Source organism: Pseudomonas sp. Pme6b, assembly GCF_058129925.1.
Genome location: NZ_CM176704.1, coordinates 1,342,253 through 1,365,557 on the forward strand (window position 1 = coordinate 1,342,253; position 23,305 = coordinate 1,365,557).

19 protein-coding genes and 2 tRNA genes are annotated in these 23,305 nt (G+C 57.7%); 20 read left to right on the top strand and 1 reads right to left on the bottom strand.

All coding sequences use genetic code 11. The features are described 5' to 3' along the window. Positions 1 to 222 precede the first annotated feature (222 nt). From dnaJ to greA, 5 genes are all read left to right on the top strand, one after another. Entirely contained in the window at positions 223 to 1,365 is a 1,143-nt protein-coding gene (dnaJ, locus tag AC4ANE_RS06070) for a molecular chaperone DnaJ (protein WP_031597744.1), read from the top strand. A 22-nt stretch (positions 1,366 to 1,387) separates the two neighbouring features. After that, a complete protein-coding gene (dapB, locus tag AC4ANE_RS06075) occupies positions 1,388 to 2,191 on the top strand; it encodes a 4-hydroxy-tetrahydrodipicolinate reductase (RefSeq protein ID WP_002555137.1) in 804 nt (267 codons plus the stop codon). A gap of 224 nt (positions 2,192 to 2,415) precedes the next feature. Next, positions 2,416 to 3,552, top strand: a complete 1,137-nt coding sequence (carA, locus tag AC4ANE_RS06080) for a glutamine-hydrolyzing carbamoyl-phosphate synthase small subunit (RefSeq protein ID WP_002555136.1) — start codon at positions 2,416 to 2,418, stop codon at positions 3,550 to 3,552. A 136-nt stretch (positions 3,553 to 3,688) separates the two neighbouring features. After that, positions 3,689 to 6,910, top strand: a complete 3,222-nt coding sequence (gene carB, locus AC4ANE_RS06085; protein ID WP_002555135.1) for a carbamoyl-phosphate synthase large subunit — start codon at positions 3,689 to 3,691, stop codon at positions 6,908 to 6,910. Continuing rightward, positions 6,907 to 7,383, top strand: coding sequence for a transcription elongation factor GreA (gene greA, locus AC4ANE_RS06090; RefSeq protein ID WP_002555134.1), 477 nt, complete (start codon positions 6,907 to 6,909; stop codon positions 7,381 to 7,383). Before carB ends, greA begins: the two co-directional genes overlap by 4 nt. A gap of 81 nt (positions 7,384 to 7,464) precedes the next feature. On the opposite strand, the gene AC4ANE_RS06095 is transcribed toward greA, so the two are convergent. Next, positions 7,465 to 7,776 (bottom strand): YhbY family RNA-binding protein, encoded by a 312-nt coding sequence (locus tag AC4ANE_RS06095; RefSeq protein WP_002555133.1) that lies wholly within the window; start codon positions 7,774 to 7,776, stop codon positions 7,465 to 7,467. A 103-nt stretch (positions 7,777 to 7,879) separates the two neighbouring features. Here AC4ANE_RS06095 and rlmE point away from each other — a divergent pair, with 103 nt between their 5' ends. From rlmE to pnp, 15 genes are all read left to right on the top strand, one after another. Continuing rightward, complete coding sequence (rlmE, locus tag AC4ANE_RS06100; RefSeq protein WP_002555132.1) at positions 7,880 to 8,530, top strand: 23S rRNA (uridine(2552)-2'-O)-methyltransferase RlmE; 651 nt, start codon at positions 7,880 to 7,882, stop codon at positions 8,528 to 8,530. Between the two features lie 193 nt (positions 8,531 to 8,723). Next, positions 8,724 to 10,628, top strand: a complete 1,905-nt coding sequence (gene ftsH, locus AC4ANE_RS06105; RefSeq protein ID WP_004667397.1) for an ATP-dependent zinc metalloprotease FtsH — start codon at positions 8,724 to 8,726, stop codon at positions 10,626 to 10,628. Between the two features lie 8 nt (positions 10,629 to 10,636). Continuing rightward, complete coding sequence (gene folP / locus AC4ANE_RS06110) at positions 10,637 to 11,488, top strand: dihydropteroate synthase (protein WP_002555130.1); 852 nt, start codon at positions 10,637 to 10,639, stop codon at positions 11,486 to 11,488. Between the two features lie 16 nt (positions 11,489 to 11,504). Then, positions 11,505 to 12,848, top strand: a complete 1,344-nt coding sequence (glmM, locus tag AC4ANE_RS06115) for a phosphoglucosamine mutase (RefSeq protein WP_002555129.1) — start codon at positions 11,505 to 11,507, stop codon at positions 12,846 to 12,848. A 66-nt stretch (positions 12,849 to 12,914) separates the two neighbouring features. Next, positions 12,915 to 13,670, top strand: coding sequence for a triose-phosphate isomerase (tpiA, locus tag AC4ANE_RS06120; protein WP_002555128.1), 756 nt, complete (start codon positions 12,915 to 12,917; stop codon positions 13,668 to 13,670). A gap of 4 nt (positions 13,671 to 13,674) precedes the next feature. Continuing rightward, positions 13,675 to 14,055: a preprotein translocase subunit SecG gene (secG, locus tag AC4ANE_RS06125; protein ID WP_005733037.1), complete on the top strand. Its 381-nt coding sequence runs from the start codon at positions 13,675 to 13,677 to the stop codon at positions 14,053 to 14,055. Between the two features lie 45 nt (positions 14,056 to 14,100). Beyond that, positions 14,101 to 14,186: transfer RNA gene (locus AC4ANE_RS06130), tRNA-Leu, on the top strand. Between the two features lie 95 nt (positions 14,187 to 14,281). Continuing rightward, a tRNA-Met gene (locus tag AC4ANE_RS06135) sits at positions 14,282 to 14,358 on the top strand. Positions 14,359 to 14,488: 130 nt separating this feature from the next. Next, positions 14,489 to 14,947 (top strand): ribosome maturation factor RimP, encoded by a 459-nt coding sequence (rimP, locus tag AC4ANE_RS06140; protein WP_002555126.1) that lies wholly within the window; start codon positions 14,489 to 14,491, stop codon positions 14,945 to 14,947. Positions 14,948 to 15,006: 59 nt separating this feature from the next. After that, on the top strand, positions 15,007 to 16,488 hold the full coding sequence (gene nusA / locus AC4ANE_RS06145) for a transcription termination factor NusA (protein WP_002555125.1): 1,482 nt from the start codon (positions 15,007 to 15,009) through the stop codon (positions 16,486 to 16,488). A 27-nt stretch (positions 16,489 to 16,515) separates the two neighbouring features. Further along, on the top strand, positions 16,516 to 19,047 hold the full coding sequence (gene infB / locus AC4ANE_RS06150) for a translation initiation factor IF-2 (protein ID WP_002555124.1): 2,532 nt from the start codon (positions 16,516 to 16,518) through the stop codon (positions 19,045 to 19,047). Positions 19,048 to 19,206: 159 nt separating this feature from the next. Beyond that, complete coding sequence (rbfA, locus tag AC4ANE_RS06155) at positions 19,207 to 19,623, top strand: 30S ribosome-binding factor RbfA (RefSeq protein WP_002555123.1); 417 nt, start codon at positions 19,207 to 19,209, stop codon at positions 19,621 to 19,623. A 3-nt stretch (positions 19,624 to 19,626) separates the two neighbouring features. Next, complete coding sequence (truB, locus tag AC4ANE_RS06160) at positions 19,627 to 20,544, top strand: tRNA pseudouridine(55) synthase TruB (protein ID WP_004416157.1); 918 nt, start codon at positions 19,627 to 19,629, stop codon at positions 20,542 to 20,544. Positions 20,545 to 20,703: 159 nt separating this feature from the next. Next, entirely contained in the window at positions 20,704 to 20,973 is a 270-nt protein-coding gene (gene rpsO / locus AC4ANE_RS06165) for a 30S ribosomal protein S15 (RefSeq protein WP_002555121.1), read from the top strand. Positions 20,974 to 21,148: 175 nt separating this feature from the next. Then, positions 21,149 to 23,254, top strand: a complete 2,106-nt coding sequence (gene pnp / locus AC4ANE_RS06170) for a polyribonucleotide nucleotidyltransferase (RefSeq protein WP_002555120.1) — start codon at positions 21,149 to 21,151, stop codon at positions 23,252 to 23,254. Positions 23,255 to 23,305 lie beyond the last annotated feature (51 nt).

Here is a 23,305-nt window from a genome sequence, read left to right on the forward strand (position 1 = left end):
ATTTCGGCGTGCGGATTTGCTCCGCAAGCCATGTGGCAAGATCGCTACGCTCCTGCGTAGCGAATCATTCTGCCGCTTTCTCGGCCAGACCTATCTGGTTGTTGAACGAAGACCAGGATCGTTGAATTGACGTGAGTTGGGTCCAGGGCCTGTATGGGGCTCAACGAGTTTGGCAGGGTTCAGGAGGGTCTTGCCGAACGTCCTCAAGAGTGCGGAAGAACTATGGCAAAGCGTGATTATTACGAAGTGTTGGGAGTGGAGCGAGGCTCCAGCGAGGCGGACCTGAAAAAGGCTTATCGCCGTCTGGCGATGAAGCATCACCCCGACCGTAACCCTGATGACAAAGCCTCGGAAGAGCTGTTCAAAGAGGCCAACGAGGCCTACGAAGTGCTGTCCGATGCCAGCAAGCGCGCTGCGTACGATCAGTATGGCCATGCTGGTGTCGACCCGAGCATGGGTGGCGGCGGCGGTTTTGGTGGTGGTGCCGGTGGTGCCAATTTCTCCGACATCTTCGGTGATGTGTTCAGTGATTTCTTTGGCGGTGGCCGCGGCGGTGGCGGCGGTGGGCGTGGCGGTGCCCAGAGCGGCAGCGATCTGCGCTATACGCTGGAGCTGAATCTGGAAGAAGCGGTTCGCGGTACTAACGTGAATATCCGCGTTCCGACACTGGTCAACTGCAAGCCGTGCGATGGCAGCGGTGCCAAGAAAGGCTCGTCGCCCGTTACCTGCCCTACCTGCGGTGGTATCGGTCAGGTTCGCATGCAGCAGGGTTTCTTCTCTGTGCAGCAAACCTGCCCACGCTGCCATGGCCACGGCAAGATTATTTCCGACCCGTGCGATTCGTGCCACGGTGAAGGTCGTGTCGAAGAGTCCAAGACGCTTTCGGTCAAGGTGCCGCCAGGTGTCGATACCGGTGACCGCATTCGTCTGTCTGGCGAAGGCGAAGCGGGTACTCAGGGTGGGCCGACCGGCGACCTGTATGTCGTGATCAATGTGCGCGAACACGCGATCTTCCAGCGTGACGGCAAGCACCTGTTCTGCGAAGTGCCGATCAGCTTTACCGATGCCGCGCTGGGTGGCGAGCTTGAAGTACCGACCCTTGATGGTCGCGTCAAACTGAAAATCCCCGAAGGTACCCAGACCGGCAAGCAGTTCCGCTTGCGTGGCAAGGGTGTCGCTCCGGTACGTGGCGGCGGTGCTGGTGACTTGATGTGCCGTGTAGCGGTCGAAACTCCGGTCAACCTGAGCAAGCGTCAGCGCGAGCTGCTTGAAGAGTTCCGCACTTCGCTTGAAAACGACGAGTCCCACTCTCCCAAGGCCAGTGGCTGGTTCGAGGGTGTGAAGCGTTTCTTCGGCGATCTGTAAGGCTTATCAACGGGAGCAGGGCATGCGACGTATTGCTGTAGTGGGCGCCGCCGGGCGCATGGGCAAGACTTTGATCGAGGCGGTTCAGCAGGCACCGGGTGCCGGGTTGACCGCCGCTATCGATCGTCCTGACAGCACGCTGGTGGGTGCGGATGCAGGCGAGCTGGCTGCGCTGGGGCGTATCGGTGTGCCGTTGTCGGGCGACCTGGCAAAAGTGGCGGATGAGTTCGACGTGTTGATCGACTTCACCCACCCTTCGGTAACGCTGAAAAATCTAGCGTTCTGCCGTAAGGCCGGCAAGGCCATGATTATCGGCACGACTGGCTTCAGTGCCGAAGAGAAGCAGCGTCTGGTCGAAGCGGGTAAAGACATCCCGATTGTGTTCGCTGCCAACTTCAGCGTTGGTGTAAACCTTTGCTTGAAGTTGCTGGACACCGCCGCGCGTGTTCTGGGTGATGAGGTCGATATCGAAATCACCGAGGCGCACCACCGGCACAAGGTCGATGCGCCGTCCGGCACCGCCTTGCGCATGGGTGAAGTGGTTGCCAGTGCGCTGGGTCGCGACCTGGAAAAAGTCGCTGTCTACGGCCGTGAAGGCCAGACCGGCGCGCGTGATCGTCAGACCATCGGGTTTGCGACCATTCGTGCCGGTGACGTTGTCGGCGACCATACCGTGCTGTTCGCAGCAGACGGCGAGCGGGTCGAGATCACCCACAAGGCATCCAGTCGCATGACCTTTGCCAAGGGTGCCGTGCGGGCTGCAATGTGGCTCGACGGCAAGGCGCCAGGGCTTTACGACATGCAGGATGTACTGGGTCTGCATTGATTTCATACAGTGCCATTCGTGGCCCTGTCGCATTTTCCCGCATTTCAGGCTCATTGGTGGTAGACCAAAAAGGGCCTTTTCTGTAAGCTACAGCTTTAGTGTGTCCACTAAAAAAAGCAAAGCGCGCAGATGATTCCATAAGAAAGCGGGGTGACGTAACTACGTCATTCCGCTTTTTTGCAGCCTGCGATCGCCCTTTCAGGTTTTATTTACGGGAGGTCTTCTTGACTAAGCCAGCCATACTCGCCCTTGCTGATGGCAGCATTTTTCGCGGCGAAGCCATTGGAGCCGACGGTCAGACCGTTGGTGAGGTGGTGTTCAACACCGCAATGACAGGCTATCAGGAAATTCTTACCGATCCTTCCTACGCCCAGCAAATCGTTACCCTGACTTACCCGCACATCGGCAATACCGGTACCACGCCTGAAGACGCAGAGTCCGATCGTGTCTGGTCCGCTGGCCTGGTCATCCGTGACCTGCCGCTGGTCGCCAGCAACTGGCGTAACAAGCTGTCCCTCGGTGATTACCTGAAAGCCAATAATGTCGTTGCCATCGCCGGCATCGATACGCGTCGCCTGACCCGCATCCTGCGTGAGAAAGGCGCCCAGAACGGCTGCATCATGGCTGGCGACAACATTTCCGAAGAAGCAGCCATCGCTGCTGCTCGCGGGTTCCCCGGCCTCAAGGGCATGGACCTGGCAAAGGAAGTCAGTAACAAGGACACCTACGAGTGGCGTTCCAGCGTCTGGAACCTGAAGACCGACAGCCACCCTGAAATCGCCGCTTCCGAGCTGCCCTATCATGTGGTCGCTTACGACTACGGCGTCAAGGTCAACATTCTGCGCATGCTGGTCGAGCGCGGTTGCCGGGTGACTGTGGTGCCTGCGCAAACGCCTGCCAGCGATGTGCTTGCCTACAAACCCGACGGTGTTTTCCTGTCCAACGGCCCTGGCGACCCCGAGCCGTGCGACTACGCCATCAAGGCGATCAGGGAAGTGCTGCAAACCGAAGTGCCGGTATTCGGTATCTGCCTGGGTCACCAGCTTCTGGCCTTGGCTGCCGGTGCCAAGACCGTGAAAATGGGCCATGGCCACCACGGTGCAAACCACCCTGTTCAGGATCTGGACACCGGTGTGGTCATGATCACCAGCCAGAACCACGGTTTTGCTGTTGATGAGGCCACGCTGCCGGGCAATGTTCGCGCCATTCACAAGTCGTTGTTCGACGGCACCCTTCAGGGTATCGAGCTGACCGACAAGAGCGCATTCAGCTTCCAGGGTCACCCTGAGGCGAGCCCGGGCCCGAATGACGTCGCGCCTCTGTTTGATCGCTTTATCGAAGCCATGGCCAAGCGACGCTGACCGGTTGCCTTGAGACTGTAATACGCAGGTGCCCTGGGCGGCCCCGGATCAAGTGTCCGGTTGCTGCCGCCCAGGCCACCTCAAAGAAATGTTCAAGACGGCTTGCCGACTGACCTGCGGATTTGAGTGACAACCCATGCCAAAACGTACAGATATTAAAAGCATCCTGATTCTCGGCGCCGGCCCTATCGTGATCGGCCAGGCCTGTGAATTCGACTACTCCGGCGCCCAGGCCTGCAAGGCACTGCGCGAAGAGGGTTACCGCGTCATCCTGGTGAACTCCAACCCGGCCACCATCATGACCGACCCGGCCATGGCCGACGCGACCTACATCGAGCCGATCAAGTGGCAGACCGTTGCCAAGATCATCGAAAAAGAGCGTCCTGACGCACTGCTGCCGACCATGGGCGGCCAGACAGCTCTGAACTGCGCACTGGATCTGGAGCGCGAAGGCGTTCTGGAGAAGTTCGGCGTGGAGATGATCGGTGCCAACGCCGATACCATCGACAAGGCTGAAGACCGCTCGCGTTTCGACAAGGCCATGAAGTCTATCGGCCTGGCGTGCCCGCGTTCCGGTATCGCGCACAGCATGGAAGAAGCCAACGCGGTTCTCGAAAAGCTCGGCTTCCCGTGCATCATTCGTCCATCGTTCACCATGGGCGGCACGGGCGGCGGTATCGCGTACAACCGTGAAGAGTTCGAAGAAATCTGCGCTCGCGGTCTGGACCTGTCGCCGACCAAAGAGCTGCTGATCGACGAATCGCTGATCGGCTGGAAAGAGTACGAAATGGAAGTTGTCCGCGACAAAAAGGACAACTGCATCATCGTCTGCTCGATTGAAAACTTCGACCCGATGGGCGTGCACACCGGCGACTCCATCACCGTTGCTCCGGCACAGACCCTGACCGACAAGGAATACCAGATCCTGCGTAACGCCTCGCTGGCAGTGCTGCGCGAGATCGGCGTTGAAACCGGTGGTTCCAACGTTCAGTTCGGCATCTGCCCGGACACCGGCCGTATGGTCGTGATCGAGATGAACCCGCGCGTATCGCGTTCCTCGGCGCTGGCCTCCAAGGCGACCGGCTTCCCGATTGCACGCGTTGCCGCCAAGCTGGCAGTGGGCTACACCCTTGACGAGTTGTCGAACGAAATCACCGGCGGCAAGACCCCGGCTTCGTTCGAACCGTCGATCGACTACGTCGTCACCAAGCTACCGCGCTTTGCCTTCGAGAAGTTCGCCAAGGCGGATGCGCGTCTGACCACTCAGATGAAGTCGGTCGGTGAAGTCATGGCCATCGGCCGCACTTTCCAGGAGTCCCTGCAGAAAGCCTTGCGCGGCCTGGAAGTCGGCGTTTGCGGTCTCGATCCGAAGCTGGATCTGAGCCACCCTGAAAGCATGAGCACGCTCAAGCGCGAGCTGACTGTGCCGGGTGCAGAGCGTATCTGGTACGTCGCCGACGCCTTCCGCGCAGGCATGACGGTTGAAGAAATCTTCGCCATGAACATGATTGACTCTTGGTTCCTGGTGCAGATCGAAGATCTGGTCAAGGACGAAGAGAAGGTCAAGACGCTGGGCCTGTCGGCAATCGATCGTGACTTGATGTTCCGCCTCAAGCGCAAGGGCTTCTCCGATGCGCGCCTGGCCAAGCTGGTCGGCGTCACCGAAAAGAACCTGCGTACGCATCGTCACAAGCTGGACGTGTTCCCGGTCTACAAGCGCGTCGACACCTGCGCTGCCGAGTTCGCAACCGACACCGCGTATCTGTACTCGACGTACGAAGAAGAGTGCGAAGCCAACCCTTCGACGCGCGACAAGATCATGATCCTCGGCGGTGGCCCTAACCGTATCGGCCAGGGTATCGAGTTCGACTACTGCTGTGTACACGCCGCCCTGGCGCTGCGTGAAGACGGGTACGAGACCATCATGGTCAACTGCAACCCGGAAACCGTTTCCACCGATTACGACACCTCTGACCGCCTGTACTTCGAGCCTGTCACCCTGGAAGACGTGCTGGAAATCGTGCGGGTCGAGAAGCCGAAAGGTGTGATCGTCCAGTACGGTGGCCAGACGCCGCTGAAACTGGCACGTGCCCTTGAAGCAGCCGGTGTGCCGATTATCGGCACCAGCCCTGACGCCATTGACCGTGCCGAAGACCGTGAGCGCTTCCAGCAGATGGTCGAGCGCCTCAACCTGCGTCAGCCGCCAAACGCTACTGTGCGTAGCGAAGACGAAGCCATTCGTGCTGCGGCGAAGATCGGTTATCCGCTGGTGGTGCGCCCGTCCTATGTACTGGGCGGCCGCGCGATGGAAATCGTTTATCAGGAAGACGAACTCAAGCGTTACCTGCGCGAAGCAGTTCAGGTGTCCAACGACAGCCCGGTGCTGCTGGACCATTTCCTGAACTGTGCCATCGAGATGGACGTCGATGCGGTCTGCGACGGGACTGACGTGGTGATCGGCGCGATCATGCAGCACATCGAGCAGGCGGGCGTTCACTCCGGTGACTCCGCATGCTCGCTGCCGCCGTACTCGCTGCCTGCACACATCCAGGACGAGATGCGCGAACAGGTCAAGAAAATGGCTCTGGAGCTGGGCGTTGTCGGCCTGATGAACGTGCAGCTGGCGCTTCAGGGCGAAGACATCTACGTCATTGAAGTCAACCCGCGCGCATCGCGTACCGTGCCGTTCGTTTCCAAGTGCATCGGTGTTTCCCTGGCGATGGTCGCTGCCCGCGTGATGGCAGGTAAAACCCTGAAAGAGCTGAACTTCACCAAGGAAATTATCCCGAACTTCTACAGCGTGAAGGAGGCAGTGTTCCCGTTTGCCAAATTCCCTGGCGTTGACCCGATCCTCGGCCCGGAAATGAAATCGACCGGCGAAGTGATGGGCGTGGGCGATACCTTCGGTGAAGCGTTCGCCAAGGCTCAGATGGGCGCGAGCGAAGTGCTGCCGACTGGCGGTACTGCTTTCATCAGTGTGCGTGACGATGACAAGCCTCTGGTTGAAGCAGTCGCCCGTGACCTGATCAATCTGGGTTTCGAAATCGTTGCTACCGCAGGTACTGCCAAGCTGATCGAAGCGGCAGGCCTGAAAGTACGTCGTGTGAACAAGGTGACCGAAGGGCGTCCACACGTGGTCGATATGATCAAGAATGACGAAGTCACCCTGATCATCAACACCACCGAAGGTCGTCAGTCGATCGCAGATTCCTACTCCATCCGTCGCAACGCCTTGCAGCACAAGATCTACTGCACCACTACCATTGCAGCAGGCGAAGCGATCTGTGAAGCGCTCAAATTCGGTCCCGAGAAGACCGTACGTCGCTTGCAGGATCTCCATGCAGGATTGAAGGCATGATCAAATACCCAATGACCGTTCAGGGCGCTCGCGCCCTGGAAGAAGAGCTGACTCACCTGACCAAGGTGATCCGTCCCAAGTTGAGCCAGGACATCGGTACTGCGCGCGAACTGGGCGACCTCAAGGAAAACGCTGAATACCACGCTGCCCGCGAGCAGCAAGGTATGGTCGAGGCGCGTATTCGTGATATTGAAGGCCGCATGCAGAACGCTGTGGTGATCGACGTTACGACTATTCCGCACACTGGCAAGGTGATTTTCGGCACGACAGTCGAAATCGCCAACGTCGAAACCGACGAAAGCGTTGTCTACCAGATCGTTGGTGAGGACGAGGCGGATATCAAGAAGGGCAAGATTTCAGTGGGTTCGCCCATTGCTCGCGCCTTGATTGCCAAGGAAGAGGGCGATGTCGTCGTCGTGAAAACGCCTAGCGGCGTTATCGAATACGAAATCATCGAAGTGCGTCACATCTGATGCCTGTCGCCCGCTTTGGCGGGCGCAGTCAGCAGCAAAAAAGAGTCAGGGCACGCCTTTTGGCGGCCCTGACTTCTGTTTTTATCCGTGCGCGCGGTGGACGTTGGAGAGCTGCTTGTTTACCTTTGGGTTCTTGCGGTAGATCAGCGCCATTTTGCCGATGACCTGTACAAGATCCGCCGAACCGGCCTTGCACAGTTCTGCAACGGCGCCCAGGCGGCTCTCGCGATCAAGGATGTTGAGCTTGATCTTGATCAGCTCGTGATCGCTCAATGCGCGTTCAAGCTCTGCAAGTACACCTTCAGTCAAACCATTGTCAGCCACGATCAACACCGGTTTCAGATGGTGGCCAATGGATTTGTATTGTTTCTTCTGCTCTGGAGTGAGCGGCATAATCTGACCTCTGCGTCTGATCTTTTAAAAGCGGCGGCCAGTTTACCCGAGCGAGTCCGGGACCGCCCAGTTAATCACGACTCGTTTATTTTTGAGGTGCCCCGTGGCCCGTTCCAAGACAAGCCATAACTGGCTCAAAGAACACTTCGACGACAAGTACGTCAAAATGGCGCAGAAGGACGGCTACCGTTCGCGTGCCAGCTACAAGCTGCTCGAGATTCAGGAAAAGGACAAGCTCATCCGTCCGGGCATGACCGTTATCGACCTCGGTGCTGCGCCGGGAGGCTGGTCGCAGGTGACCAGTCGTCTGATCGGCGGTCAAGGTCGTCTGATTGCTTCCGACATTCTTGAAATGGACAGCATCCCGGATGTGACCTTCATTCAGGGGGATTTTACCGAGGACAAGATTCTCGAGCAGATCCTTGAGGCAGTCGGTAATACGCAGGTAGACCTTGTGATTTCCGATATGGCCCCCAATATGAGTGGATTGAGCGCTGTAGATATGCCGCGTGCGATGTTTCTCTGTGAATTGGCGCTCGATCTGGCCGGTCGGGTACTACGTCCCGGTGGCGATTTTCTGATCAAGGTCTTCCAGGGTGAAGGCTTCGATATCTACCACAAGGATATTCGCAAGCTGTTTGACAAGGTGCAGATGCGCAAACCTTCGTCATCCCGCGACAGGTCACGCGAGCAATACCTGCTGGCTCGCGGCTTTCGTGGAATCGACGGGGCAGCCAGCATCGAGCGTTTTTGAAGGGGCACGATAGCTTTTTTCAAATGGCGTTACCGATGCAGCATGACTGAACATTGTGTTGTCAAAGTTTCACAAAGGGTTACAGACGGTGTCTGCCGTATCTGTAGGTTCTGTAGTAAGTTAGGCCGGTGAATATCATGCGAGGCACGCTTGCTGCGTGGAGCTTGCTTCAGAGGGTAGCTAATTGAACGATATGGCAAAGAATTTGATCCTGTGGTTGATCATCGCGGCTGTCCTGGTGACGGTGATGAACAACTTCTCCAGCCCTAACGAGCCGCAGAACCTCAACTATTCCGAGTTCATCCAGCAGGTCAAGGATGGCAAGGTCGAGAAGGTCTCTGTCGACGGCTACGTCATTACGGGCAAGCGCAGTGATGGCGACACCTTCAAGACCATCCGCCCGAACATCCCGGACAACGGTCTGATCGGTGATCTGGTCAGCAACAACGTCGTGATTGAAGGCAAGCAGCCTGAGCAGCAGAGCATCTGGACTCAGTTACTGGTGGCCAGCTTCCCCATCCTGGTGATCATTGCGGTGTTCATGTTCTTCATGCGCCAGATGCAGGGCGGGGCGGGCGGCAAGGGCGGCCCGATGAGCTTCGGCAAGAGCAAGGCGCGTCTGCTGTCCGAAGATCAGGTCAAGACCACCCTGGCCGATGTTGCCGGTTGTGACGAAGCCAAGGAAGAAGTCGGCGAGCTTGTCGAGTTTCTTCGTGATCCGGGCAAGTTCCAGCGTCTGGGTGGCCGTATCCCGCGTGGCGTTCTGATGGTCGGTCCTCCGGGTACCGGTAAGACGCTGATCGCCAAGGCCATTGCCGGCGAGGCGAAAGTGCCGTTCTTCACCATTTCCGGTTCTGATTTCGTCGAGATGTTCGTGGGCGTCGGTGCAAGCCGCGTCCGTGATATGTTCGAACAGGCCAAAAAACATGCTCCTTGCATCATCTTCATCGACGAAATCGATGCGGTCGGTCGCCATCGTGGCGCTGGCATGGGTGGTGGTCACGACGAGCGAGAGCAAACTCTCAACCAGTTGCTGGTCGAGATGGACGGTTTTGAAATGAATGACGGCATCATCGTCATTGCCGCTACCAACCGTCCTGACGTGCTCGACCCGGCGCTGCTGCGTCCGGGCCGTTTCGACCGTCAGGTGGTTGTAGGTCTGCCGGACATTCGTGGCCGCGAGCAGATCCTCAAGGTTCACATGCGCAAGGTTCCAATGGGCGAAGACGTCAATGCAGGCGTTATCGCTCGCGGTACACCGGGCTTCTCCGGTGCCGATCTGGCTAACCTGGTCAACGAAGCGTCGCTGTTCGCTGCTCGCTCCGGCAAGCGCGTCGTAGAGATGAAAGAGTTCGAACTGGCCAAGGACAAGATCATGATGGGCGCCGAGCGCAAATCGATGGTCATGTCCGAAAAGGAAAAGCGCAACACGGCTTACCACGAGGCGGGTCACGCTATCGTAGGGCGCCTGGTGCCTGAGCATGATCCGGTCTACAAGGTCTCGATCATTCCTCGCGGTCGCGCCCTGGGTGTAACCATGTTTCTTCCTGAAGAAGACCGTTACAGCCTGTCCAAGCGCGCGCTGATCAGCCAGATCTGCTCGCTTTACGGTGGTCGTATCGCGGAAGAAATGACCCTGGGCTTCGATGGCGTTACGACCGGTGCATCCAATGACATCATGCGTGCCAGTCAGATTGCCCGGAACATGGTCACCAAATGGGGCTTGTCTGAAAAGCTCGGCCCGCTGATGTATTCGGAAGACGAAGATGCGGGTTACCTGGGGCGCGGCAGCAGCCAGAACTCCAGTGTTTCCGGCGATACTGCCAAGCTCATCGACTCCGAAGTGCGCAGCATCATCGATCACTGCTACGGCACTGCCAAGCAGTTGCTCACGGACAATCGTGACAAGCTTGAAGCGATGGCCGATGCGCTGATGAAGTATGAAACCATTGATGCCGATCAGATCGACGACATCATGACCGGTCGCGTGCCTCGTGAACCGCGTGACTGGGGCGGTGGTTCGGGTACCAACGGTACTCCGATCACACCTGACCCTCGTCCGGAAACTCCGATTGGCGGCCCTGCTGCCGAGCACTAAGGTCTGACATGACATCTGCGCTGTACCCAACCCGGTTGCCTTGCGGCAACCGGGTTCTTGATTTGGCCCATACACACGTGATGGGTATCCTCAACGCAACCCCGGACTCCTTTTCCGATGGCGGCCGCTACAGCCAGCTTGATGCTGCCTTGCGTCATGCCGAAGCAATGGTGCAGGCCGGTGCCACACTGATCGACGTCGGCGGCGAGTCGACGCGCCCGGGTGCGCGTCCGGTGTCTGCGTCAGAAGAGGTCGAGCGTGTGGCGCCGGTGGTTGAGGTCATCGCGCGCGAGCTGGATGTGATCATCTCTGTGGACACCTCCACGCCTGAGGTCATGCTGGCGACGGCTGGCCTGGGTGCCGGGCTTATCAATGACGTCCGCTCGCTTCAGCGGCCAGGCGCGCTTGAGGCGGCTGCAAGCACTGGTTTGCCGGTGTGTCTCATGCACATGCTGGGTGAGCCCGGAACCATGCAGGATGATCCGCATTACGACGACCTTGTGGGCGAAGTGGGCGCTTTCCTGCTCGAGCGCATGAATCAGTGTGCTACGGCGGGGATCGATCAGCAAAAGATCATTCTTGATCCGGGCTTTGGCTTTGCCAAGACACTGGAGCACAATCTGAGCCTGTTCAAGCACATGGAAGCGCTGCATGCGCTCGGTCAACCTTTGCTGGTGGGCGTTTCGCGCAAGAGTATGATCGGTGCTGTGCTGGGGCGACCCGTAGATCAGCGTCTATCCGGCGGGCTGGCCCTGGCTGCTTTGGCTATGACCAAGGGGGCCCGAATTCTACGTGTGCACGATGTCGCCGAAACGGCTGACGTGGTGCGCATGATCGCAGCTGTCCAGGCAGCTGAATAACAACAGTGGGGCATCCATGACTACCAGAAAATATTTCGGAACCGACGGCATTCGTGGTCGTGTAGGGCAATTTCCGATTACGCCCGAGTTCATGCTGAAACTGGGTTGGGCTGCAGGCATGGCCTTTCGCAGGATGGGCGCCTGCCGGATTCTCGTCGGCAAGGACACGCGCATCTCTGGCTACATGTTCGAATCCGCCCTTGAAGCCGGGCTCTCTGCGGCCGGTGCTGACGTGCTACTGCTGGGGCCTATGCCGACACCAGCCATTGCCTACCTGACGCGTACGTTTCATGCCGAAGCAGGCATCGTGATCAGTGCTTCGCATAATCCGCACTATGACAACGGCATCAAGTTCTTCTCTGGTCAGGGCACCAAACTGCCTGACGAGATCGAAATGATGATCGAAGAGCTGCTCGATGCGCCGATGACCGTGGCGGAGTCCGAGAATCTTGGCAAGGTTTCGCGAATCAACGATGCCGCAGGGCGTTACATCGAATTCTGCAAAAGCAGCGTGCCGACCAGCACCGATTTCGCCGGCCTCAAGGTGGTTATCGACTGCGCGCATGGTGCGACCTACAAGGTAGCGCCCAACGTCTTTCGTGAGCTCGGAGCGCAGGTTGTCGTACTTTCTGCGCAGCCTGACGGGCTCAATATCAACAAGAATTGCGGCTCCACTCACATGGAAGCCTTGCAGGCGGCAGTGGTCGCAGAGCATGCCGACATGGGCATCGGCTTCGACGGTGACGGCGATCGCGTGTTGATGGTTGACCATACCGGGACCATCGTCGATGGCGACGAGCTGCTTTACATCATTGCCCGTGATCTGCATGAACGTGGACGCTTGCAGGGTGGTGTCGTCGGCACGTTGATGAGTAATCTCGGGCTTGAACTGGCCCTGGCCGAACAGAACATCCCGTTTGTTCGCGCCAACGTCGGTGACCGTTATGTGATCGCCGAGTTGCTTGAGCGCAACTGGCAGATCGGCGGTGAAAACTCTGGCCACATCGTGTGCTTCCAGCACGCCACCACCGGTGATGCGATCATTGCTTCGTTGCAGGTAATACTGGCCCTGCGTCGCAGCGGCATCAGTCTCGCCGAAGCGCGCTTGAAGCTGCGCAAATGCCCGCAGATCCTGATCAATGTGCGCTTTGCAGGTTCAGGTGTAGATCCCGTTTCGCACCCGTCGGTCCAGCAAGCCTGTGCGCGTGTTACCGAGCAGATGGCCGGACGGGGCAGGGTACTGCTGCGCAAGTCGGGCACAGAGCCTTTGGTGCGTGTGATGGTCGAAGGTGAGGATGAAACCCAGGTCAGATCGTACGCCGAAGAGCTCGCAAAACTGGTTGCTGAAGTTTGCGCCTGATTTCGGCTTGCCAGTGTCGGAAGTGTTGGGTAACATCTGCGCCCACTTTGACCCACGAGGTGTAGCATGCGTCGCCCAATGGTAGCTGGTAACTGGAAAATGCACGGTACCCGCGCCAGCGTCGCTGAGCTGATCGAGGGTCTGGGCAAGCAGGTGTTGCCAGGCAGCGTCGATATCGCCGTAATGCCTGCAAGTCTGTTTACCAATCAGGTGATCGAAGGGCTTCAGGCAACATCGATCATTGTCGGTGCGCAGGATGCAGCCATTCAGGCTGAGCAGGGCGCGCTGACCGGTGAGATCGCGTCGAGTCAGCTGGCTGATGCAGGTTGCAAACTGGTACTTGTCGGGCACTCCGAACGTCGTCAGCTGATTGGCGAGCAGGATGATGTGCTTAACAAGAAGTTTGCGGCGATCCAGGCAAGCGGGCTGACACCTGTGCTTTGCATAGGCGAAACGCTTGAAGAGCGCAAGGCAGGGCAGACGCTTGAAGTTGTCGGGCGTCAGCTGGACAGTGTCATCGCCGAGTTTGGCGTCAGCGCACTGATCAATGCCGTAATTGCCTACGAGCCGGTCTGGGCCATTGGCACCGGATTGACTGCTTCGCCTCAAGAGGCGCAGGAAGTGCACGCAGCAATCCGTGCGCAGCTGGCAAAAGAGAATGCCGAAGTCGCACAAGGCGTGCGACTTCTCTATGGCGGCAGCGTGAAGGCGGCCAATGCGGTCGAGCTCTTCAGCATGCCGGATATCGATGGGGGGCTCATTGGTGGAGCTTCCCTGAATGCAGATGAGTTCGGTGCGATCTGTCGCGCCGCGGGAAACTGAAAAAATGCTGGAAACAGTCGTAATCGTTTTTCACCTGTTGGGCGCTCTGGGCGTTGTTGCTCTGGTATTGCTGCAACAGGGTAAAGGTGCTGACGCCGGTGCGTCGTTCGGAGCAGGTGCATCAAATACTGTCTTCGGAGGTCAAGGAACCTCTACCTTTCTCAGTAAGTTTACTGCTATACTTGCAGCATGTTTTTTCATAACCAGCTTGGGGTTAGGTTACTTTGCTAAAGAGAAAGCTCAACAGCTGACTCAAGTAGGTTTGCCAGATCCCGCAGCACTGGAAGTGAAGCAAAAGCCGGCAGCAGATGATGTACCGGTTCTCGAAGGGCAAAAGCCAGCCGTTGTTCCAGCTGACGTACCTCAAGCCCCAGAGAAGAAGTAAAAAAGAATTCGGCGATGTTTCGTGAGGTCGCCAAAGAGTTGTAATGCCGAGGTGGTGGAATTGGTAGACACGCAACCTTGAGGTGGTTGTGCCCAATGGGTGTAGGGGTTCGAGTCCCCTTCTCGGTACCAATTAACAAGGGAGCCCGCATTAGCGGGCTTTCTTGTAGGTGGATGTTGGATTGACCCAGCAATGGATCGGTCGTATACTTCCGCCCCAGCTTTGTCGCGGGGTGGAGCAGTTTGGTAGCTCGTCGGGCTCATAACCCGAAGGTCGTTGGTTCAAATCCAGCCCCCGCAACCAGTTTTAGCGGAGCCCCTTTTAAGGGGCTTTTTGTTAGCTGGACAGTACATGACGTCGATGTTCAGCGGCGTTTTCAGGGATGGGCTTTTGCCCATTTTTTTATTTCTAAAGCATGCACGAGGGGGTTCAGGTGTCGAGCAAGCTAGAACAGTTGCAGGACTTGTTGGCCCCGGTGGTCGTGGCCCTTGGCTATCAATGCTGGGGGATCGATTTCAGTTCCCAGGGCAAGCATTCGGTGCTGCGCATTTATATTGACAAGGAAGGTGGTGTGCTGGTCGACGACTGCGCAATCGTAAGTCGCCAGATCAGCGGTGTATTGGACGTAGAAGATCCGATCAGCACTGAATACACCCTTGAAGTATCGTCTCCTGGCATGGAGCGCCCGCTGTTCACTATTGAGCAGTTTGCTTCGTACGCCGGGGAACAAGTGAAAATAAAGCTGCGTTCACCTTTCGAAGGGCGACGCAACTTTCAAGGCCTTCTCCGCGGGGTGGAGGAGCAGGATGTCGTGGTGCAGGTTGAAGACCATGAATTCCTGTTGCCGATCGACATGATCGACAAGGCCAACATTATTCCCACGTTTGACTGAGACGTGCCGGTTACTGCGGATCCCGCGGATCCAATGGCTTGCGAAAGGCGAGGCGTACGATGAGCAAAGAAGTACTGCTGGTTGTTGAGTCGGTGTCCAATGAAAAGGGCGTTCCGGCAAGTGTAATTTTTGAAGCGCTGGAGCTGGCTCTTGCCACCGCTACCAAGAAACGTTTTGAAGATGAAGTAGAACTGCGTGTAGAGATCAATCGCCAGACAGGCAACTACGAGACTTTCCGTCGCTGGACAGTTGTCGAAGACGAAGATCTGGACGATCCTGCGTACGAATTGGCCGTAGACCAGGCTCAAGTCAAGAAGCCAGGTGCCGTTGCGGGCGACCTGATCGAAGAGAAAATCGATTCCATCGAATTCGGTCGTATCGCCGCACAGACCGCCAAGCAAGTCATTGTGCAGAAAGTTCGTGAAGCCGAGCGTGCTCAGGTAGTCGATGCCTACCGTGAGCGTCTGGGTGAAATCATTTCTGGTACTGTTAAAAAGGTTACACGTGACAATGTCATCGTTGACCTGGGTAACAATGCCGAAGCCTTGCTGGCTCGTGAAGACATCATTTCCCGGGAAACTTTCCGTGTCGGTGTTCGCGTCCGTGCTTTGCTGAAGGAAATTCGTACCGAAAACCGTGGTCCTCAGCTGATCCTGTCGCGTACTGCGCCAGAAATGCTGATCGAGCTTTTCCGCATTGAAGTGCCGGAAATTGCCGAAGGTCTCATCGAGGTGATGGCTGCCTCCCGTGACCCGGGTTCTCGTGCGAAAATCGCTGTTCGCTCCAAGGATAAACGAATCGATCCGCAAGGTGCCTGTATCGGCATGCGCGGTTCGCGAGTTCAGGCTGTTTCCGGCGAGCTGGGTGGCGAGCGTGTGGATATCGTTCTTTGGGACGATAACCCGGCGCAGTTCGTGATCAATGCAATGTCTCCTGCAGAAGTAGCGGCAATCATCGTAGATGAAGACGCGCATGCAATGGACATCGCAGTGGGAGCGGACAACCTGGCCCAGGCTATTGGTCGTGGCGGTCAGAACGTGCGTCTGGCAAGTCAGCTGACTGGCTGGACCCTGAACGTAATGACCGAATCGGACATCCAGGCCAAGCAGCAAGCTGAAACCGGTGACATCCTGCGCAATTTCATCGAAGAACTCGAAGTCGATGAAGAATTGGCACAGGTGCTGGTTGATGAAGGCTTCACCAGCCTGGAAGAGATTGCCTACGTACCGTTGGAAGAAATGCTCAACATCGACGGCTTTGACGAAGAAATCGTCAACGAGCTTCGCGCTCGTGCCAAGGATCGTTTGTTGACTAAAGCCATCGCTACAGAGGAAAAGCTGGCAGACGCCCATCCGGCCGAAGACCTGCTCTCGCTTGAGGGTATGGACAAGGATTTGGCGATGGAACTGGCGGTGCGCGGCGTAATTACCCGCGAAGACCTGGCCGAGCAGTCTATAGATGACCTGCTCGACATCGACGGCATTGACGATGATCGTGCCGGCAAGTTGATCATGGCCGCCCGAGCCCACTGGTTCGAGTAATTGGGCGCGGCCTGAGGAGAGAAGTGCATGACGCAAGTCACGGTGAAAGAACTGGCCAAAGTGGTCGACACACCGGTAGAGCGCCTGTTACAGCAGATGCGTGAGGCAGGTCTGCCGCACACCGCCGCCGAGCAAGTTGTGACCGATAACGAAAAACAAGCCTTGTTGACGCACCTGAAAAGCGGTCACAAGACCAAGGTGGAAGAGCCTCGCAAGATTACCTTGCAGCGCAAGACCACCAGCACCCTGCGCGTTGCTGGCAGCAAAAGCATCAGCGTTGAAGTGCGCAAAAAGAAAGTCTTTGTGCAGCGTAGCCCGGAAGAGATCGAAGCCGAGCGCAAGCGCGAGATGGACGAACGCCGTGCGGTAGAAAATGCCGCTCGTCAAAAGGCTGAAGAAGAAGCCAAGCGTCGCGCTGAAGAAGATGCGCGCAATCAGCCTGCCGCCGGCCAGCCTGCTTCGGCACCCGCGCAACCTGTTGCTGCAGCTGAGCCTGTGCGTGAAGCGCCAGCACCAGCAGCGGCTGCTCCGGCACCTGCCAGCGCAGCGCCGTCTGCTGACGCTCGCAAGCGTGACGAACAGCGTCGCCCTGACAAGCCTCGTGCTGACGACCGCAATGCCCGCGGCGGCGACGGGGAGCGTAAAAACGCTCCGCATCGCGCTTCGGTCAAGGAGAAGGCTCCGGCCCCTCGCGTTGCTCCTCGTACTACCGACGAAGAAAGCGACAGCTTCCGTCGTGGTGGTCGCGGCAAGTCCAAGCTGAAGAAGCGCAATGCACATGGTTTCCAGAGCCCTACCGGCCCTGTGATCCGTGACGTTGCCATCGGCGAGACCATCACTGTCGGCGAATTGTCGGCACAGATGTCGGTCAAGGCTGCTGAAGTCATCAAGTTCATGTTCAAGATGGGCACTCCGGTGACCATCAACCAGGTACTGGATCAGGAAACTGCCCAGTTGATCGCCGAAGAGCTGGGCCACAAGGTCACGCTGGTCAGCGACAACGCCCTGGAAGATTCCCTGGCCGAATCGCTGAAGTTCGAAGGTGAGTCGTTCTCCCGTGCACCGGTTGTGACCGTAATGGGCCACGTCGACCACGGTAAGACCTCGCTGCTCGACTACATCCGTCGTGCCAAGGTTGCAGCTGGCGAAGCTGGCGGCATCACCCAGCACATCGGTGCCTACCACGTTGAAACCGAACGCGGCATGGTCACGTTCCTCGACACCCCTGGTCACGCCGCGTTTACCGCCATGCGTGCTCGTGGTGCCAAGGCAACGGATATCGTGATTCTGGTGGTTGCAGCTGACGACGGCGTTATGCCGCAGACCATCGAAGCTGTTCAGCATGCTGTTGCGGCTGGCGTTCCGCTGGTTGTTGCGGTGAACAAGATCGACAAGCCTGGTGCTGACCTCGATCGTATCCGCAGCGAGCTGTCGGTCCATGGCGTGACGTCCGAAGAGTGGGGCGGTGATACGCCTTTCGTTTCGGTATCCGCGAAAATGGGTACTGGCGTCGACGAGCTGTTGGAAGCTGTTCTGCTGCAAGCCGAAGTTCTGGAACTCAAGGCAACTCCTTCGGCCCCGGGTCGTGGCGTTGTTGTCGAGTCCCGTCTGGACAAGGGCCGTGGTCCGGTCGCTACTGTTCTGGTTCAGGACGGTACGCTGCGTCAGGGCGACATGGTTCTGGTCGGTTCGAACTTCGGCCGCATCCGCGCCATGCTTGACGAGAACGGCAAGCCGGTCAAAGAAGCAGGTCCTTCGATCCCGGTCGAAATCCTGGGTCTTGACGGTACTCCGGATGCTGGCGACGAGATGTCGGTGCTGGCTGACGAGAAGAAAGCCCGCGAAGTCGCTCTGTTCCGCCAAGGCAAGTTCCGCGAGGTCAAACTGGCTCGCGCTCATGCCGGCAAGCTGGAGAACATCTTCGAGAACATGGGTCAGGAAGAGAAGAAGACGCTTAACATCGTCCTCAAATCCGACGTCCGCGGTTCTCTGGAAGCATTGCAGGGCGCCCTGGGCGGCCTGGGTAACGACGAAGTGCAAGTGCGCGTAGTCGGTGGCGGTGTCGGTGGTATCACCGAGAGCGACGCCAACCTGGCACTGGCCTCCAACGCTGTACTGTTTGGCTTCAACGTGCGTGCCGATGCTGGCGCGCGCAAGATTGTCGAGCAGGAAGGTCTGGATATGCGTTACTACAACGTGATCTACGACATCATCGAAGACGTCAAGAAAGCCCTCACCGGTATGCTTGGCAGCGACGTTCGGGAGAATATCCTGGGTATCGCCGAAGTCCGCGATGTGTTCCGTTCGCCGAAATTCGGCGCGATCGCAGGCTGTATGGTTCTGGAAGGCACTGTCTACCGTAACCGTCCGATTCGTGTTCTGCGCGAAGACATCGTTATCTTTGAAGGCGAGCTGGAATCCCTGCGCCGCTTCAAGGACGACGCTGCCGAAGTACGTGCAGGCATGGAATGCGGTATCGGCGTCAAGAGCTACAACGACGTCAAGGTCGGTGACAAGATCGAAGTCTTCGAGAAGGTCCAAGTGGCTCGCAGCCTCTAAATCGCGAGCTTCAGGAGTCATGGTGGGAGCTTCGCATGCAAATGCCCTGCTTCCCCCATGGGCTCTAAACGCAACGCCCGGTCTGGCAATTGTCAGGCCGGGCGTTTGCCGCTTTCAGACTGTCAGGGTTTGGTCCCGGATCAGTAACAGGTAACAAGCATGGCAAAAGAATACAGCCGTACCCAACGTATTGGCGATCAGATGCAGCGCGAACTGGCGCAACTGATCCGTCGCGAAATCAAGGACCCACGCGTGGGTCTGGTCACTATCACCGCCGTAGACGTCAGCCGTGACGTGGGTCATGCGAAGATTTTCATGACCGTCATGGGCCAGGACAGCGCGGAAGAGATCGCACAGACCATCAAGGTGCTCAACTCTGCCGCAGGCTTCCTGCGCATGCAGCTGGCACGCGAAATGAAGCTGCGCAGCGTGCCTCAACTGCATTTCCACTACGACGAAAGCGTCGTGCGTGGTGCGCATCTCTCGGCACTGATCGAGCGTGCGGTAGCGCAAGACGGTCAGCATCAGGAAGGCTCGGCATCGCCAGATGCAAAGCCTGAAAGTACCGAGGAATAAAGGGTGGCTCAGGTCAAGCGTATACGCCGCAATGTCAGCGGGATCATCCTGCTCGACAAGCCACTGGGTTTCACTTCCAACGCCGCTTTGCAAAAGGTTCGCTGGCTGCTCAATGCCGAGAAAGCCGGGCATACGGGCAGTCTTGATCCTCTGGCAACGGGTGTTTTGCCGTTGTGCTTTGGCGAAGCGACCAAGTTTTCCCAGTACCTGCTCGATTCGGACAAGTCCTACGAGACTCTGGCGCAGTTGGGCAAGACCACCACGACCGCCGACTCTGAGGGCGAGGTTTTGCTCACGCGTCCGGTGACCGTTGGTCGCGACGATATTGAAGCAGTGTTGCCGCATTTTCGTGGGCAAATCAGCCAGATACCTCCCATGTACTCGGCCCTCAAGCGTGATGGCCAGCCACTTTACAAGCTGGCACGTGCAGGGGAAGTAGTGGAGCGCGAGCCCCGTTCTGTTACTATTGCGCGCCTGGAATTACTTGCTTGCGAAGGCGACACAGCACGTCTGTCCGTCGATTGCAGTAAAGGCACCTATATCCGTACGCTGGTCGAGGATATTGGTGAAAAGCTCGGTTGTGGTGCTTACGTCGCAGAGCTGCGCCGTACCCAGGCGGGGCCTTTCACGCTGGCTCAGACGGTTACGCTGGAAGAGCTGGAGCAAGTGCATGCCGACGGCGGCAATGAGGCGGTTGACCGCTTCCTGATGCCATCGGACAGCGGTCTGCTGGACTGGCCGCTGCTGAAGTTTTCGGAGCACAGTTCGTTTTACTGGTTGCACGGGCAGCCAGTGCGCGCGCCGGACGCACCGAAATTCGGTATGGTTCGCGTGCAGGATCACGAAGGTCGCTTCATCGGTATCGGTGAAGTCGCCGAAGACGGGCGTATTGCGCCGCGTCGATTGATTCGGTCAGAGTGACCGGAACCAGTCCGTCCGCAGGCTAGCCTGCGAGCGGGGTGGAACGAGGATGGCTGTCAACAGGCACGGTCATACCTCCTTTTTTAATACGAGGATCTGTCCTCGGCCTGTTGGAAACGTTTCTCCGGAAGCGCTTCCTTGAACAAAAGGATTGCCCACATGGCACTCAGCGTTGAAGAAAAAGCTCAGATCGTAACCGACTACCAGCAAGCTGTTGGTGATACTGGTTCGCCAGAAGTGCAAGTTGCACTGCTGACCGCCAACATCAACAAACTGCAAGGCCACTTCAAGGCCAACGGTAAGGACCATCACTCGCGTCGTGGTCTGATCCGTATGGTAAACCAGCGTCGCAAGCTGCTGGATTACCTGAAAGGTAAGGACGTTAGCCGTTACAGCGCCCTGATCGGTCGTCTGGGTCTGCGTCGCTAATAACGACGTTGCTAGAGGTTGGTTGTCTGTCACGATCCGTCGGGTTTTCCCGGTGGTTCTGGCAGGCTCCCAGCCTCAAGTTTTATCTGGACTGTGGAAGGGGCCGATTCCCCACGCTGCCCAAGAATTCGCAAGAAACCAGTTCCCCAAGAGCCACAAAGAAAGGTAGGAAACCGTGAACCCGGTAATCAAAAAGTTTCAGTTCGGTCAATCGACCGTAACCCTCGAGACAGGCCGTATCGCCCGTCAAGCCTCTGGCGCAGTATTGGTCACCGTTGACGACGACGTCAGCGTACTCGTGACTGTGGTCGGCGCCAAACAGGCTGACGCTGGCAAAGGCTTCTTCCCTCTGTCCGTGCACTATCAGGAAAAAACCTACGCTGCCGGCAAGATTCCTGGTGGTTTCTTCAAGCGTGAAGGCCGTCCTTCCGAGAAAGAAACCCTGACCTCGCGCCTGATCGACCGTCCGATCCGCCCGTTGTTTCCAGAAGGCTTCATGAACGAAGTGCAGGTTGTCTGCACCGTCGTCTCCACCAGCAAGAAAATCGATCCGGACATCGCTGCGATGATCGGTACTTCGGCTGCACTGGCCATCTCCGGTATTCCGTTCGACGGTCCGGTCGGTGCTGCGCGCGTTGCTTTCCACGAAAGCACCGGCTACCTGCTGAACCCGACTTACGAGCAACTGCAGGCTTCGAGCCTGGACATGGTCGTAGCCGGTACTTCCGAAGCCGTTCTGATGGTTGAATCCGAAGCCAAAGAGCTGACCGAAGACCAGATGCTGGGCGCTGTGCTGTTCGCCCATGACGAATTCCAGGTGGTGATCAACGCCATCAAGGAACTGGCTGCAGAAGCCGCCAAGCCTGTCTGGGACTGGCAGCCAAAGCCTGAAGCCACCGCACTGCTGGGCGCTATCCGTGCCGAGTTCGGCGACGCGATCTCCCAGGCTTACACCATCACTGTCAAAGCCGACCGCTATGCGCGTCTGGGCGAGCTGAAAGATCAGGTCGTTGCCAAGCTGGCTGTTGAAGAAGGCAGCCCGTCTGCCAGCGAAGTCAAAGCTGCTTTCGGTGAAATCGAATACCGCACCGTTCGCGAAAACATCGTCAACGGCAAGCCGCGTATCGATGGTCGCGATACTCGTACCGTTCGCCCTCTGAATATCGAAGTCGGCGTTCTGCCGAAGACTCACGGTTCGGCACTGTTCACCCGTGGCGAAACTCAGGCGCTGGTTGTTGCAACGCTGGGTACCGCGCGCGACGCACAGCTGCTCGACACCCTTGAAGGCGAGAAAAAAGACCCCTTCATGCTGCACTACAACTTCCCTCCGTTCTCTGTGGGCGAGTGTGGTCGCATGGGCGGCGCGGGCCGTCGTGAAATCGGTCACGGCCGTCTGGCCCGTCGCAGCGTTCAGGCCATGCTGCCAGGCGCCGACGTGTTCCCGTACACCATCCGTGTCGTGTCGGAAATCACCGAGTCCAACGGTTCCAGCTCCATGGCTTCGGTCTGCGGCGCTTCCCTGGCACTGATGGACGCTGGTGTTCCGATGAAGGCACCGGTTGCCGGTATCGCCATGGGTCTGGTCAAGGAAGGCGAGAAGTTCGCCATTCTGACCGACATCCTGGGTGACGAAGATCACCTGGGCGACATGGACTTCAAGGTAGCCGGTACCTCCAAAGGTGTTACCGCGCTGCAGATGGACATCAAGATCAAAGGCATCACCGAAGAAATCATGGAGATCGCCTTGGGTCAGGCCCTGGAAGCTCGCCTGAACATCCTCGGTCAGATGAACCAGATCATCGGTCAGTCGCGTAACGAACTGTCGGCCAACGCTCCGACCATGATCGCGATGAAGATCGACACCGACAAGATCCGTGACGTGATTGGCAAGGGTGGTGCAACCATCCGTGCTATCTGCGAAGAGACCAAGGCTTCGATCGACATCGAAGACGACGGCTCGATCAAGATCTTCGGCGAGTCCAAGGAAGCGGCTGAGGCAGCACGTCAGCGCGTTCTGAGCATTACCGCAGAAGCCGAGATCGGCAAGATCTACGTCGGTAAGGTTGAGCGCATCGTCGATTTCGGTGCATTCGTCAACATCCTGCCGGGCAAGGACGGTCTGGTTCACATCTCGATGCTGAGCGATGCTCGCGTAGAGAAAGTGACCGATATCCTCAAGGAAGGTCAGGAAGTCGAAGTGCTGGTACTGGACGTGGACAACCGCGGTCGTATCAAGCTGTCGATCAAAGACGTAGCGGCAGCGAAAGCGTCGGGCGTCTGATTGATCTGAGCGGCATGTGAAAAGGGACTCTTCGGAGTCCTTTTTTTATGA